General features: G+C 72.4%; 4 protein-coding genes and 2 pseudogenes. 4 read left to right on the plus strand and 2 right to left on the minus strand.

All coding sequences use genetic code 11. From position 1 onward, the window contains the following. The first annotated feature begins 2 nt into the window (after positions 1–2). Together CGL27_RS47375 and CGL27_RS47380 are read left to right on the plus strand one after the other, a co-directional pair. The gene (locus tag CGL27_RS47375) at positions 3–11,102 is read left to right on the plus strand and encodes a type I polyketide synthase (RefSeq protein ID WP_119993907.1); all 11,100 of its coding nucleotides are present in this window, start codon (positions 3–5) and stop codon (positions 11,100–11,102) included. A gap of 283 nt (positions 11,103–11,385) precedes the next feature. Beyond that, positions 11,386–12,300: a LysR family transcriptional regulator gene (locus CGL27_RS47380; protein ID WP_162953226.1), complete on the plus strand. Its 915-nt coding sequence runs from the start codon at positions 11,386–11,388 to the stop codon at positions 12,298–12,300. Between the two features lie 73 nt (positions 12,301–12,373). On the opposite strand, the pseudogene CGL27_RS47385 reads toward CGL27_RS47380, so the two are convergent. Together CGL27_RS47385 and CGL27_RS53355 are read right to left on the minus strand one after the other, a co-directional pair. Further along, positions 12,374–13,000: pseudogene (locus tag CGL27_RS47385) on the minus strand (hypothetical protein); the annotation flags it as partial. 64 nt (positions 13,001–13,064) lie between these two features. Beyond that, a complete protein-coding gene (locus CGL27_RS53355; protein WP_276147914.1) occupies positions 13,065–13,199 on the minus strand; it encodes a hypothetical protein in 135 nt (44 codons plus the stop codon). A gap of 378 nt (positions 13,200–13,577) precedes the next feature. Here CGL27_RS53355 and CGL27_RS47395 point away from each other — a divergent pair. Continuing rightward, positions 13,578–14,588, plus strand: a pseudogene (locus CGL27_RS47395) (PHB depolymerase family esterase); the annotation flags it as partial. Positions 14,589–14,792: 204 nt separating this feature from the next. Next, on the plus strand, positions 14,793–16,238 hold the full coding sequence (locus CGL27_RS47400) for a 3-hydroxybutyrate oligomer hydrolase family protein (protein WP_119993910.1): 1,446 nt from the start codon (positions 14,793–14,795) through the stop codon (positions 16,236–16,238). The last annotated feature ends 69 nt before the right edge of the window (positions 16,239–16,307 follow it).

A 16,307-nucleotide genomic window follows, 5' to 3' on the forward strand; every position in this document is an offset into this window, starting at 1 on the left:
ACATGACGATCTCACCCGACCGCCTCGTCGACGCGCTTCGCTCCTCGGTCAAGGAGACCGAGCGACTGCGGGAGCACAACCGGGCCCTGACCGAAGCGGCCAGGGAGCCGATCGCCGTGGTGGCGATGGCCTGCCGCCTGCCCGGCGGCGCCGACTCGCCGGAGAAGCTGTGGCAGTTGGTGGACTCCGGCCGGGACGTGCTCGCGCCCTTCCCCCGGGACCGGAACTGGGACCTGGAGTCCCTCAGCCCCTTCGCCACGGACGCCTACTTCATCGACGACGTGGGCGGATTCGACGCCGATCTGTTCGGCATCTCGCCCCGCGAGGCAGCCGCCATGGACCCGCAGCAGCGGCTGCTGCTGGAGGCGGCCTGGGAGGTGTTCGAACGCGCCGGATACGCGCCCGACGCGCTGCGGGAGAGCAGCACCGGCGTGTTCGTCGGCGCGGGCCCGGGCGACTACCTGATCCGCCTCCTGGACAACCCGGACGCCGCGGAGGGCTACGTCGCCACCGGTACGGCGCCGAGTGTCACCTCCGGACGGATCGCCTACACCTTCGGCCTGCGTGGACCCGCTGTCACGGTCGACACCGCCTGTTCCTCGGGCCTGGTCGCCCTGCATCTGGCCGCACAGGCGCTGCGCAAGGGCGACTGCTCGAAGGCGCTGGTCGCCGGTGTCTCGGTGATCTCCGCACCGCACGGGTTCGTCGAAATCTCCAAGCAGGGCGGTCTGGCGGCCGATGGGCGCTGCAAGGCGTTCGCCGACGCCGCCGACGGCACCAACTTCGGTGAGGGTGTCGCCGCGGTGCTCGTCGAGCGGCTGTCCGACGCCCGGCGGCTCGGACACCCGGTACTCGCCGTCGTACGCGGGTCCGCGATCAACCAGGACGGCGCCTCCAACGGGCTGTCCGCGCCCAACGGTGCCGCCCAGGAAGAGGTCATCCGGCAGGCGCTCGCCGACGCCGGAGTCCCCGCCGACGAGGTCGACGCCGTCGAGGCGCACGGCACCGGCACCACCCTGGGCGACCCCATCGAGGCGGACGCCCTGCTGGCCACCTACGGCCGGGACCGCGAGCACCCCCTGTGGCTGGGCTCGGTGAAGTCCAACGTCGGGCATACGCAGTCGGCCGCCGGGCTGGTCGGTCTGATCAAAATGGTGCAGGCGCTGCGCGCGGGCCGGCTGCCGATGACCCTGCATGTCGACCGGCCGTCCCGGCACGTCGACTGGTCCGGTGGCCCGGTGCGCCTGCTGCGCGAGGCCCGGCCGTGGCCCGCCGCCGACCACCCGCGCCGGGCGGGCATCTCTTCGTTCGGGATCAGCGGGACCAACGCGCACGTCATCGTGGAGGACGTTGCCGCGCCCGAGGAGCAGCCCCGTACGGAGCACTCCGGCCCGGTGCCGCTCATCCTGTCCGGCAGGTCCGAGAGCGCTCTGCGCGCCCAGGCCACCCGGCTGCGCTCGCACCTGCTGGAGCGCGAGGAGCCGGTGGCCGATGTCGCGTTCACACTGGCGACCACGCGCGCGCGGTTTCCGCACCGAGCCGTGCTGCCGGTGCACGACCGTGCCGAGGCGATCGAGGCGCTGCAATCGGTCGCCCTGGGGGAGCGGGTACTCGGAGTCGGTCAGCGGGCTCGCGGGGAGCGGGCCGTGTTCGTCATCCCCGGACAGGGCTCCCAGTGGACCGGGATGGGCGCCCGGCTGTGGGACGAGTCACCGGTGTTCGCCGAGGCCATGCAGGACTGCGAGAAGGCCCTGTCCGCGTACGTCGACTGGTCGTTGCGGGAGGTGTTGTCCGACGAAGAGGCGCTGGCCCAGGTCGACATCGTGCAGCCGGCGCTGTGGGCGGTCATGGTTTCGCTCGCCGCGCTGTGGCGCTCGTTCGGTGTGGAGCCAGCCGCGGTGATCGGCCACTCCCAGGGCGAGATCGCCGCCGCCTGCGTCAGCGGTGGCCTGTCCCTGGAGGACGGCGCCCGCATCGTGGCGCTGCGCAGCCGCCTCATCCGCGAGCGGCTGTCCGGGCGCGGCGCGATGATGTCGGTGATGGCCCCGCCGGACCGGGTGCGCGAGCTGCTGGCGGACGACGGGAAGAGCGCCGTGTCGATCGCGGCCGTCAACGGGCCGCAGAACGTGACCATTTCCGGTGACCCGGCGGCGCTGGACGACGTCGAGCGCCGTCTGTCGGCCGCCGGGATCATGCGCTGGCGGCTGGCCGGGGTGGATTTCGCCGCCCACTCGCCCCATGTCGACGGGATCGAGGCCGACCTGCTGGCGGCTTTGGCACCGGTTCGGCCCCGCCAGGGGGACGTGCCGTTCTATTCCACGGTGACCACCTCCCGCCTGGACACGACGGCGCTGGACGCCGGGTACTGGTCCCGCAACCTGCGGCAGACGGTGAACTTCGCCGACACGATGGACGTCCTCATACGGGACGGACACGGGGTCATGGTCGAGGTCAGCCCACACCCCGTGCTCGCGCACACCACCGCCGCGGGCCCGGTGCTGGACACCCTGCGCCGCGACGACGGCGGGCTGCACCGGATGCTGACCTCGCTGGCCGCCGCCGACCTGCACGGCCTGCCGGTGGACTGGACCGTGGCGCTGCCCGAGGCGCGGGCCGTGGAGCTGCCGACGTACCCGTTCCAGCGTGAGCGCTACTGGGTGACCCCCGCGGAGCGGACGATCAGCGCCCCCGCACCGGCGGAGAGCCCCCTCGACCGGTTGCGTTACCGGGCCGACTGGACGCCGCTGCGGCTGTCCGCCGATCCGGTGCTGACCGGCACCTGGCTGGTCGTCACGGACACGCCCGACGCCTGGTCCGACAGCGTCGTCGAAGCGTTGCGGCAATACGGCGCCGAAGTGGCGGTCCGGGCACCGGACGCGGCAGACCTCGCCGCCCTCCCCGAGCCCGCCGGTGTCCTCGCGCTGCTGGCCCACGACGAGGACCCCGAGCAGGACCACCCCGCCGTCCCCCAGGGCTTCGCCCGGACCGTGCGGCTGGTGCAGCGGTTGGGCGCGGTGGGCGTCGAAGCACCGCTGTGGTGCGTGACCAGGGACGCGACGCGCTCCCCGGCGCAAGCGATGACGTGGGGATTCGGCCGGGTGGCCGGGTTCGAGCGACCGCGCGCCTGGGGTGGTCTGATCGACCTGCCGCAGCCGCTGGACGACGCAGGCCGGCGCCGGATCGCCGCCGTGCTGTCGGGCGACACCCACGAGGACCAGGTCCGCATCGACCGGCACGGAGCGTTCGGACGACGGATCCTGCGGGCCCCCGTGCGTCCGGAGAGCAGCGGCGACTGGCAGGTCCGCGGCACCGCCCTGGTGACCGGTGGCACCGGCGGACTCGGCCGGCATGTCGTGCGCTGGCTGGCGGCCGAGGGCGCGGAACACGTGATCGTGGTGAACAGGCGCGGGACGGAAGCCCCCGGCGCCAGTGAACTGGCCGCGGATCTCGCCGAGTTCGGGACGCGCATCAGCATCGTCCCCTGCGACCTGTCCGATCGCGCCGCCCTCGCCAAAGTGATCGATTCCGTCGACCCGGCGACACCGCTGCGCACCGTGGTGCACACCGCCGCCGTACTGGACGACGCCGCCATCGACGCCCTGACCATGGAGCAGTTCGACCGGGTCCTGGCGGTCAAGACACAGGGCGCGGCCAACCTGCACGAGCTCACCCGTGACCTCGACCTCGACGCGTTCGTGCTGTTCTCCTCGCTCGCCGGCACGGTCGGCGCCTCGGGCCAGGGCACCTACGCACCGGCCAACGCCTACCTGGACGCGCTGGCCGAACACCGCCGTGCCGAGGGGCTGCCGGCCACGTCGATCGGCTGGGGCGTGTGGGCCGGGGACGGGATGGGCGACGGGCCCCTCGGGGAGGCCGCGCGACGGCACGGAGTGCCGGGGATGTCCCCGCAGGACGCGACCGCGGCGATGCGGACGGCCGTGGAACACGGTGACGGCGCGATCGTGCTCGCCGACATCGCATGGGACCGCTATCACACGGCGGTCACCGCGTTGCGGCCCAATCCGACGCTCTCGCAGATCCCCGAGGTCGGCTCGCTGCTCACCGAGGGCACCGCCCCGGCGGACGCCACCGATCCGCTCGCGGTCGTACGTGCCCAGACGGCGGCCGTGCTCGGCTACGCCTCCGGGGCGCACGTCGACCCGCACCGGCCGTTCCACGAATTGGGATTCGACTCGGTGTCCGCCGTCGATTTCCGCAACCGCCTCAACGCCGTGACGGGGCTCTCCCTGGTGACCACCGTGGTCTACGACCACCCGACGCCCGCCGCGCTCGCCGACCACCTGCGCGCGGAGGCCGGTGGCGGCACACCGGACGGGACGACCCGCACCCACACGGTGGCCGACCCGGCCGTCACCACCGATCCGATCGTCATCGTCGGCATGGCCTGCCGCCTTCCCGGCGGCGTCACCTCGCCCGACGAGCTGTGGCAGCTGCTCGCCGAGGAACGCAGCATCGTGGGACCGCCGCCGCGCGAGCGGGGGTGGGACCTCGCAGCCCTGCCCGACGACTGCGTGACCACGGCTTCCTACCTGGACGACATCGCGGCCTTCGACGCGGAGTTCTTCGGGATCTCCCCTCGGGAGGCCCTGGCCATGGACCCGCAGCAGCGGCTGGTCCTGGAGACCTCGTGGGAGGCGCTGGAACACGGCGGCATCGCGCCCGGCAGCCTGGCCGGCAGCCGCACCGGAGTGTTCCTCGGCAGCACCGGACAGGACTACTACGCGCTCCTCACCGGCGCCGAGGCCGACGACGCCACCGGCCACGTGGGCACCGGCAGCGCGGGCTCGGTGCTCTCCGGCCGGATCGCGTACTCGCTCGGGCTGGAGGGACCCGCCGTCACCGTCGACACGGCATGCTCCTCCGGGCTGGTCGCCCTGCACCTGGCCGCGCAGTCCCTGCGCAACGGCGACTGCACCACGGCGCTCGTGGGAGGGGTCACGGTCATGACCACTCCCTTGGGCCTGGCCGAGTTCTCCCGCCAGGGCGGGCTGGCCCCCGACGGCCTGTGCAAGGCGTTCTCCGACTCCGCGGACGGCACCGGATTCGCCGAAGGCGCGGGCATGCTCGTCCTGCAGCGCCTGTCCGACGCCCGTGCCGCGGGACGCCGTGTATGGGCCGTGGTGCGTGGCTCGGCGATCAACCAGGACGGCCTGTCCAACGGCCTGTCGGCGCCCAACGGCCGTGCCCAGCGGGAGGTCATCCGCCAGGCCCTGGCGAACGCCGGCCTGTCCGCGCGGGACGTCGACGTGGTCGAGGCGCACGGCACCGGGACACCCCTGGGTGACCCGATCGAGGCACACGCCCTCTCCGCGGCCTATGGACAGGACCGGACACGACCGCTGCTCATCGGGACGCTCAAGTCCAACATCGGCCACACCCAGGCCGCCGCCGGCGTCGCGGGCGTGATCAAGACGGCGCTGGCCATGCACCACGGCACCGTGCCCGCGACCCTGCACGCCACCCCGGCCTCGTCCCATGTGGACTGGACGGCGGGCAGCGTCCGGCTGGCCCACGGCAGGACTGAGTGGCCCGACACCGGCGCACCCCGCCGGGCCGGGGTCTCGGCGTTCGGTATCTCGGGCACCAACGCACACGTCGTGCTGGAGGCCGACACGCCACCGCCCGCCGAGCCACGGGCCACCGGGGAGACCGCGCTGATCCCGCTGGCCGTATCCGGCCGGGGACCGGCCGCCCTCGCCGCGCAGGCGAGCCGGCTGTCCGCGTTGCTGGATGCCGGTACCGATCCGATCGACATCGGCTGGTCCCTGGTCACCACACGATCGCAAGCGTCCCATCGGGCCGTGGTCCTCGGCCGGGACCGCGCCGAACTGGCCGCCGGGCTCACCACGCTGGCCGGCGGCACCTCCGCACCGTCGGTGGCCTCCGCCGTGGCCGCCGGCCAGGACCCGCGCCCCGTCTTCGTCTTCCCCGGCCAGGGCTCGAGCTGGGCGGGGATGGGACGGGCCCTGATCGAGTCCTCGCCCGTGTTCGCGGACTCGATGGCCGAGTGCGCGCGGGCGATGGCCACCGAAGCGAACTGGGACCTGCTGGAGGCGCTCGGCGACGAGGAGATGCTGCGGCGGGCCGATGTCGTCCAGCCCGCCCTGTTCGCCGTCATGGTGTCGCTGGCCCGGCTCTGGGAGTCCTACGGCGTGACTCCGGCCGCCGTGGTCGGGCATTCCCTCGGTGAGTACGCCGCCGCATGCGTGGCGGGCGCGCTGCCGCTCGAACAGGCGGCGGTCGCGGTCGTGCGACGCGGCCGGGTGATCGCCGACCGCCTCTCAGGTGACCACGGAGTGCTGTCCGTTCCGGTCGCCCCCGGACGCGTCCGCTTCGACGGCGTCGAGATCGCCGCGTTCAACGGGCCGTCGTCCACGGTGGTCGCCGGAACCAACAGCGCACTCGACCGCGTACTGGAGGCCGTGCCCGCGGCCAAGCGGGTGCCGATGGACTACGCCTCGCACACCTCCGCCGTCGAGGCGGTCGAGGACGCGCTGCTCGGGGAACTGGCCGAACTGAACCCGAGCGGTGCCGACATCCCGTTCTACTCCACGGTGACCGGGGGACGCCTGGACGCCGCGACCCTCGACGCCCACTACTGGTACCGCAATCTGCGCAGCCCGGTGCTGTTCGAGACGGCCGGCCGCCGGCTGATCGAGGACGGGCACACCGTGTTCATCGAGATGAGCCCGCGCCCGCTGCTGGCGGCGGCCCTGCACGAGACGGCGGAGGCACTGGACCAGCAGGTGCACACCGTCGCGTCGCTGCGCCGTGACGACGGCGGTATGGACCGCTTCCTGCGCTCGCTCGCCGACGCCCACACCCGCGGGGTGGCGGTGGACTGGAGCCCCGCGCTGCCCGGCGGCAGGGCCGTCGCACTGCCCACGTACGCCTTCCAGCGCAAGCGGTTCTGGCCGACGGCTCAGCCGCCGCGGCGCCCCGGCCAGACACATCCGCTGCTGGGCCCCGCCGAAGAGCTGGCCGGTTCGCCGGACGTGGTGTTCACCAGCACCCTCTCCACTCGGACCCAGCCGTGGCTGGCCGACCATGTGGTGCGGGACTCGGTGCTGCTGCCGGGCACGGCGTTCCTGGAGATGGCGGTCCGGGCCGCCGACGAGACCGGCTGCCGTGGGGTCGCCGAACTCGTCCTGGCGGCGCCGCTGGTACTGACCGGCGGCGACATCCGGATCCAGCTGACCGTGCACGGCCCCGACGAGTCGGGGGACCGGCCCTTCTCCGTGCACAGCCGGGGCGAGCACGACTGGGTGCCGCACGCCACGGGCCGGCTCTCCGCGTCGGCGTCGCCGCTTCCTTCGCTCACGCCGGTGCCGCCGCCGGACGCCGAACCGGTCGCACTTGATGCCTTCTACGCCGAACTCGACAGCGCCGGCTACCGGTACGGCGAGTCGTTCCGCGGCATGCGCGCGGCGTGGCGGGCGGGCGACGAGCTGTTCGCCGAGGTGGCCTTGGCCGACGCGGTCCCCGCGGACCGGTTCCAGTTGCACCCCGCGCTGCTGGACGCGGCCTGCCAGGCGATGACACTGGCCGGTGGGGACGAGCCGGGACTGCCGTTCCTGTGGTCCGATGTCGAACTCCACGCGCGCGGCGCGCGGGAGCTGTTCGTCCGCCTCGCCCCGGCGGGGCCCGACGCGATGTCGATCACCGCCGTCGACGGTCAGGGAGCGCTCGTATTCCACGCGGGCCGCCTGCTCACCAGGCCGTTCGCCCAGCCCGGCACGGGCGCCCTGCCCGCGGACTCGCTGTTCACCGTGGGCTGGGTCCCGCTTCCGGAGCCGGAACCCGCCGACGACCGCGGGTGGGCCGTGCTCGACGGCCCCGAGGCCGACCACGGTCTCGGCGCTCCGGCGTTCCCCGAGCCGTCCGCCGTGCCCTCGGACACGTCGATCGTGCTCACGGCCGTCGACTCGTCCTCACTCCACCGGATACTGGCCGCGGTGCAGGCCACGATCGCCACCGACCGTCCCGAACCGCTCGTGGTGCTGACGCGCGACGCGGTGGCCGTACGGCCCGCGGACGAACCGGTGCCCCACCAGGCCGCGGTATGGGGCCTGCTGCGCACCGCGCAGTCCGAGCACCCCGGGCGGTTCGTCCTTCTCGACACCGACCGGCCCGTCACCGCGGCCGACCTCTCCGCCGCCCTGGCGACCGGGGAACCGCAGATCGCCCTGCGGGACGCGGACCGGTATGCGCCACGCCTGACCCGTCGACCGGCCGCGCTGGAACCGCCCGTCGGCGAGGCATGGCACCTCACCGCCTCGCCCACGGGCAGCCTGGACGATCTCGCGCTCGCCCCCCGTACGGCCGAGCCACTGACCGACGGGCAGGTCCGCATCGCGGTCCGTGCCGTCGGGGTGAACTTCAAGGACGTGCTGATCACCCTCGGCATGGTTCCCGGTGATCTGACCCGGCTCGGCGTGGAGGCCGCGGGAGTGGTGCTCGACGTCGGTCCCGGCGTGCGTGCCCTGCGCCCCGGCGACCGGGTGTTCGGCATCGCCGACGCCGCGTTCGCTTCGATGGCCGTCACCGACCAGCGGCTGCTGGCGCGGATACCCGACGGCTGGGGCTTCGCCCGCGCCGCGAGCGTGCCCGCCGTGTTCCTCACCGCCTACTACGCGTTGCGCGATCTGATCGACCTCCAGCCGGGGCAGCGGATCCTCGTGCACTCGGGCGCGGGCGGTGTCGGCATGGCGGCGATCCAGCTCGCCAGGGTGTGGGGCGCCGAGGTGTTCGCCACCGCGAGCGAGCCCAAACAGGACACCGTCGCCGGACTCGGGGTCGCCCGGGACCACATCGCCTCCTCCCGGACACTCAACTTCGAGCGGACCTTCACCGAGGTCACCGGCGGTACGGGAGTGGACGCCGTGCTGAACTCGCTCGCGGGCGAGTTCGTGGACGCCTCACTACGGCTGCTGCGCCCGGGCGGCCGGTTCGCGGAGATGGGCAGGACCGACGTACGCGAGAACCACCCTGACGGCGTGGACTATCTGCCGTTCGACCTGTCGGACGCGGGGGAGGAGCGGATCGGCGAGATGCTGGCCGAACTGCTCACCCTGTTCGCCACCGGGAAGCTGATGACCCTGCCGGTCACCACCTGGGACATACGCCGGGCCCCGAGCGCGTTCCGCCATCTGAGCCAGGCCAGGCATGTCGGCAAGGTCGTGCTGACCGTCGGCCGGGACCTCGACCCGGACGGCACGGTGCTGCTCACCGGTGGCACCGGCGGCCTCGGCGCGTCCCTGGCCCGGCATCTCGTCCGGGCACGCGGCGTGCGCAGCCTCGTCCTGGTGAGCCGCACAGGGATCGACGCACCCGGAGCCCGGGAACTGCGGGACGAACTGACCGAGGCCGGCGCGTCGGTCACCGTGGCCGCCTGCGACATCGCCGACCGCGCCGCACTGGGCCGAGTCCTGGGCGCCGTCCCGGCGAAGCACCCCCTCACGGCCGTGGTGCACGCGGCGGGAGTGCTCGACGACGCGACGATCGGCGAACTCGACCCCGACCGGCTGGAGACGGTGCTGCTGCCCAAGGCCGGGGGCGCCCACCTGCTGCACGAGCTGACGCAGGACCTGGACCTCAGCGCCTTCGTCCTGTTCTCCTCGGCCGCGGGTGTGTTCGGCGCGGCGGGGCAGGGGAACTACGCGGCCGCCAACGCCGTACTCGACGCCCTCGCCCAGCAGCGCAGGGCGCGGGGGCTGCCCGCGGTGTCGATCGACTGGGGGCTGTGGGACCTCCCCAGCGCCATGACCGAAGGGCTCGACCACGCGCGCTTCGCGCGGTCGGGTCTGCTGCCGCTGGCCGAGGAGCAGGGCCATGCGATCTTCGACACCGTGGCCACCGGCGGGGACGCCCAGGTCGTCGCCGCCCGGCTGAACCTGGCGGCCTTCCGCGACCTGCCGGACCCGCCCCGGCTGATCGCCGGGTTGGTGCGCGGTCCGCGCAAGGCGGCGGGCACCGCCGTCGCGAAGCCGGCGCGTACCGAGGAGGGGCTGCTGGAGATGGTGCGCGCCACGGCGGCCGACGTGCTCGGCTACGGCGGCACCGAGGAGATCGACCCGGCGGGCCTGTTCGCGGAGCTGGGCCTGGACTCGCTGACCGCCGTCGAACTGCGCAACCGCCTTGCCTCGGCCACCTCGCTCAGGCTGCCCACCTCGATCGCCTTCGACCACCCGACCCCGGCCCGGCTCGCCCAGCACCTCCTGACCCATCTGGGCGCCGAGCCCGACGCGGCGACCGCGCCCGCACCACCGTCCACCGACCTGGTCGCCGACCTGTGCGCGGCGGCGTTCGAGGCGGGCGACGGGACGCGGGCGTTCGACCTGCTGCGTACCGTCGCCCGCAACCGCCCGACCTTCCGGACCGAGCCCGGGACCCCGGCCTTCACCCCACTGGGGTCGGGTGCCGAAGCCCCCCGACTGGTCTGCCTGACCCCCTTGGTGCCGCTGGCGGGGGCCTACACCTACGCCCGGTTCGCCTCCGGATTCCGGGGCAGCCGCGCGGTCGACGTCCTGGCCACCCCGGGATTCCTCGACGGTGAGCCACTGGCGGAGTCGGGGGAGGTCCTGGCCCAGGTGCAGACCGAGCGGGTCCTCGCCAGGACCGGGGACGACCCGTTCGTCCTGGTGGGATACTCCTCTGGAGGGCTGCTCGCCCTGGCGATGGCCGCGTTGCTGAGCGAACGCGGCGCACCGCTGCGGGCGGTCGTGCTGCTGGACACGTATCTGCCCCCGCCGGACAGGATGGACGAGTTCGTCTCGGCGCTGATGCGCGGCATGACGGACCGCCGCGACGTCGTGCGGGGCCTGACCGGTACCGGGCTGTCGGCGATGGCATGGAACTGCGACCTGTTCGCGCAATGGTCCGCGGCGCCGCTGCCCGTTCCTGTGCTGTCCGTACGGGCCGACGTGCCCCTGCTGGCCGGTGACGGATCCCCAGGGGTCGTTGCGAATGCCGATATCCGCACCACGGCTGGTGATCACTACACGCTCATGGAGGAGCACGCTTCCCGTACGGGTGCCCTGGTGGCCGAGTGGCTGACCGAGGCCGAGCACACGGTGCTCTGAGGCCCGAAGGCCGCCTCGGTCGGCCGATTGCCCCGGTGGCGTGCGGCTGCGCCCTTCGTGCTGCGGCACATGGGCGCGGCGCGCGTCCCGGGGCGGCTCCGCCACCGGCGAAGCCGAACCCCTGGGGAAACGCCTGGCGTTTGCTGATTCGCCGACGTTATGCCCGCGGCGAACCGGAAGATGTGAGTCAGGCCGCTCCCGCGGGCGACCGCGTGCGCGAGCCGACAGCCTGCCGGGCACCATGTCGGCGGGCGTGACCGTCCCCTGGGAAAGCGGCGCACACATGTCGGACGACCTTGGCAATATCGATCTCAACATTCTCATCGCCCTGGACGCTCTGCTGGCCGAACGCAGTGTGACCAGGGCGGCCGAGCGGGTCTTCGTGGGACAACCGGCGATGAGCGCCTCGCTCGCCCGGTTGAGGAGCCATTTCGGGGATCCGCTGCTCGTGCGGCAGGGGCGGGGGATGACGCTGACCCCGTTGGCCGAGTCGCTGGTGCGGCCGACACAGGAGGCCCTTTCGGCGGTGCGGGCCGTCATGGGCGCGAGCAGAAGGTTCGATCCTGCCGATGGCCCTCCCCGCACGTTCACCGTGATCGCCAGCGACTACGCCCAGGCGGTGCTGATCTGGCCCATTCTGCGCAAAGTGGAGGCGGAGTCGTTGAATATCCGCATCAACGTATTCCCCGCGCAAGCCGACTTCATCGACCAGCTCCGCCGGGGCCAGTGCGATCTGCTGATCTGGCCGACCAGCCTCGCCCAGAATCTGTCCGGCTTCTTCAGCGAGACGCTATTCACCGACGAGTTCGTGGTGGCTGTCGACGAGAACCACCCCGGGGTGGGTGACTCCATCACCGTCGAGGAGCTGCGACGGCTGCCGTTTCTCGGGGTGAACGGGCCGATGACCTCGATCGTGGAGTCCTACTTCGACCGCGTGGGCGCCCGGCTCCGGGTCGCCGCCGACGTCGGGGGTTTCGCCATGGCCCCCCATGTGGTGCCCGGGACCCGTCTGGTCACCGTGCTCCAGGGACTCCTCGCGCGCGAGACCGAGGGGACGGGGCTCAAGACGATGCCGCTGCCGGTGCCCATGACCACGCTGACCGAGGCCATGTACTGGCATCCCCGTAACAACCAGGACGCGGCCCACCGCTGGCTTCGTCACCAGATCTTGGAGGTCTCCGCGGGACTCAGGCTCTGACCCGGCGCCGACCGGTCCTTTCCGCCCGGCGCCGAACGGGCCGGCGGCTGTGCCGCCGCCGGCCCGTTCCGGTTCAGGCGCTGTGCAGGCTGGGCGCGCGCAGCTCCATCGTCGGCGGGGGATCGTGGGGTTCGGGGAACAGGTGGAGACGCTCCACATCCGGCTCCCGCGGCGGGGCGAACCCGGCCCGGCAGTCGCACGGCTCGCCGGTGAAGCCGGCGAGGCGGTAGGCGATCTCCATCATCCGATTGCGCTCGGTCCGCGGAAGTCGGCGGCCAGATGGACACCCGCGCGCGAGGCTTCGTCGACGAGCCAGTTGAGGATCACCGAACCGGCGCCGAACGACACCACGCGGCAGGACATGGCCAGCAGCTTCAGATGCCAGAGCTGTGCGTGCTTCTCCAGCAGTTGCGGGCCGACCGCGCCGTGCGGCCCGAACCGGTCGGTGAGCGTGACCACCAGCACCTCGTGGTCAGGGTCGGCCAGCAGTGCCCGCAGGTCGGCGATGGAGTAGTGCACCCCCGTGGCGTTCATCTGGCTGGTGCGCAGAGTCAGCTCCTCGACCCGGGAAAATGGGCGGGCTGAACTCCGGCAGTACGGCGAGATGCGGCAGCTGCTCGGGGGTGTAGCAGCGCACCTCCGGCAGGTGGAACTGGACTTCCGCCCGCTCCGCCGGCTGGTCGTCGACGAAGGCGATCGTCTCGAGCGCGGCTCCTCCTCGTCTCGGTTCGTCGCCATCGACACGGCGTGGCCCGACGAGGGGCTCAGGCATCGGCGGGCTGCCCGGCGGTGGGCTGCTCGGCGTCGCGCAACCGCAGCACCAGAGCGGTCATGGCCTTCACGGAGCGGAAGTTGTCCCGCTTGAGGTCGTCCCCCAGGATCTGCCTCTCCCCACTCATGCAAGCGCCTCTTCCTTGTCGGAGTAGCCGCGCCCCGTCCCGCGGTCAGGATCGTCGCGGCGCACCTTTTGGACTGGAGACGCTAGTCGGCTGATCGATCACCCCGGAAGGCAACTGATATCGATCAAGCGCATCGGCACCCGGGATACCAGACCTGTCGAACAAACTGCCCGGCAGGTTGCGCTGCGTAGCAGATCGGTTGTCGACCGCGCAATCCGTGTGACGCCGACGGCGGCGAATTCGCTTGTGGTGCCCAGGTCCATGGTGACGGGTCACGGCCGACTCTACCGTTCCGGCCACGTCTGGTGCTTCCGGCGCACAGCGACGCGTCGGTGGCCACAGGAACACCGGGAGCGCATCAACCGAAGGAGCACTTCCATGCCAGTCCCCCCACGCCAGGCACTGCCACGGAGCCGATGGAGCCGTATCGCGGCCCGGCTCCTCCCCGTCGCCGCCCTCGTGCTCGGAGCCGTTCTCGCCGGGCCCGCGCCCGCCGCGAACGCCGCGGTCACCCTCACGAAGGTGGGCAACTTCGGCTCCAATCCTGGCGCGTTGAACATGTACGTGTACAAGCCGGCGTCGCTGCCCGCGAACGCGCCCGTGGTCGTCGCGCTCCACGGGTGCACACAGAGCGCCCAGGTCTACGCCGACAACTCTGGGCTGCCCGAGCTCGCGGACCGCGACAAGTTCGTCCTGGTGCTCGCGGAGACCACCTCGTCGAACAACCTCACCAAGTGCTTCAGCTGGTTCCAGGCCGGTGACAATCGGCGTGACCAGGGCGAGGCCCTGTCGATTCGGCAGATGGCCGGCCACGCCGTCTCGGCATATGGCGGGGACTCCAAGCGGGTCTACATCACCGGACTGTCCGCCGGCGGTGCCATGACCTCGGTCATGCTCGCCACCTACCCCGATGTCTTCTCCGCCGGCGCGGTCGTCGCGGGCCTGCCCTACAACTGCACGAAGAACAACAGCCCTTACCAGTGCATGAACCCCGGGCTCGACCTCGGTCCGGGCGAGTGGGCCCAGCGGGTGCGCGAGGCGTACCCGTCGTACGGGGGACCGTGGCCGCGCACCGCCATCTGGTACGGCGACCGCGACACGACGGTCGCGCCGCGCAACGCCACCGAACTGCGCGATCAGTGGACGGCGTTGCACGGACTGTCCCAGACGCCCACCCGCACCTCCAGCATCGGCCCCAATGCCACCCAGCACGACGAGTACGTGACATCCGACGGCACGGTGGCCGTCGAGGTCAACAAGGTCCCCGGCATCAACCACGGCACGCCGGTCGACCCCGGCACCGGCGCCGAACAATGCGGCAGCACCGGCGCCCCGTACTTCCTGGACTCGATCTGCTCCAGCTACTGGATCACCAAGTTCTTCGGTCTCGGCGGCTAGGGGGGCACTGTCGCCGACAGCGGCTGCTCCCGCTCGCACACTCCGCGGCTGTCGTACTCGGCGAGGTGAAACGGCCCGTCATGGTGTCCGGCACCCCCGTCCGGGCCGCCGCCATGGCGGGCGCGCACATGTCCCGTCCGGTGACCGTGCCTCTAGCCTCCGGCTCGTTCACCACTCGACTCGGAGGAGAATCGGATGTCTCCACCCCGCGCAGCCTCCGCCCCACCCCGCGGACGGCCCGGACGGCGTGCCGCTCTCGGAGTACGGGCGCTCGTGGGCGCCTGTTCGCTCGTCGTCGCATCGGTCGCGGCGGTGCCCGCGGCCGGCGCGGAGGGGGCACCGGGCGCCCGCTGCTCCGGATACGCCCTGCCGCACGTACCGGGTGCGGCCCACCAACAGGCCGCCTGCCTGGGCGAGTTGACCACAGCCGGGACGGTGGCCTCGGGCCACACCGATCCGGCCGACTTCGCGGGACTCACCCCCAAGGACCTGCCCACACCGAGCGGCGTTCCCGGGATCCAGATCGACGGCTACTTCCCCGACACCTCGACCACCAACACCAACCACGGCTGGAACCACGACGCGCAGTTCGTCATCCGGCTGCCCGACCACTGGAACGGCGGTCTGGTGGTATCCGTTACCCCGGCCAACCGCGAGCAGTACGCCAACGACCGCGCGATCTCCGACTGGGTGCTCTCCCGCGGCTACGCCTTCGCCGCCACCGACAAGGGCAACACCGGCCCCGCCTTCTACCGCGACGGCCGCAGGCCCGGTGACGCCGTCGCCGAGTGGAACAAGCGCGTCACCCAGCTCACGCGCGCCGCCGGAGCCGTTGTCACTCAGCGGTACCACCGGCCTCCCGTCCGCACCCTCGCCACCGGTATGTCCAACGGCGGCTACCTGGTGCGCTGGCAGCTGGAGAACCACCCCGAGCTGTACGACGGGGGAGTGGACTGGGAGGGCACTCTGTGGCGCTCCGACGGCCCCAACCCGCTCACCTTCCTGCCGCCCGCGCTGCGCGCATACCCGGCGTACGCCGCCGGCGGGGCCGGAGCCGAGGACGCCTGGAAGACCATGCGCGGGGCCGGCTACCCGGCGGGCTCGGAGTTTCTGTGGCCGTACCACCACAAGGTCTACTGGGACCTGACACAGCGCGTCTACCGCGAGGAAGCCGACCCGGACTACGACGGAGCGACCGAGGCGGGCACCCCCTACTGCGCCCCGGGCACCCCCGGCTGTGACGCCGACTACGACTACGCCACCCGGCCGCCCGCGGTCCACCGCGCTGTCGACCGCATCGCTCTGACCGGACGCATCGGCAAACCGCTGATCACCCTGCACGGCACGCTCGACGCGCTGCTGCCCATCAGCAAGGACTCGGACGTCTACGCCCGCATGGTGCACCAGGCCGGTCGGGGCGCGCTGCTGCGCTACTACCGTATCGAGGACGGCACGCACGTCGACTCCCTCGTCGACGCCTACCCCGACAGGCTCCGCCCGATAGTCCCCTGCCACCGCTCCGCCTTCGCGGCACTGGAACAGTGGCTGACCGGGGAAGGCCGCCCTCCGGCGGACCACACCGTTCAGCGCCCGGCCGACGCGGCTCCGGCGACACTGCTCACGAGCTGCCCGCTGGACTAGGCCGCTTCTTTTGGATCAGCGGTCGGGCGCCTGGTCGGGCTGATGGGGCTGCCGAACCGGTCGTGGGAT

The sequence above is a fragment of the Streptomyces sp. 11-1-2 genome (assembly GCF_003595545.1).
Classification (GTDB): Bacteria; Actinomycetota; Actinomycetes; order Streptomycetales; family Streptomycetaceae; genus Streptomyces; species Streptomyces hygroscopicus_B.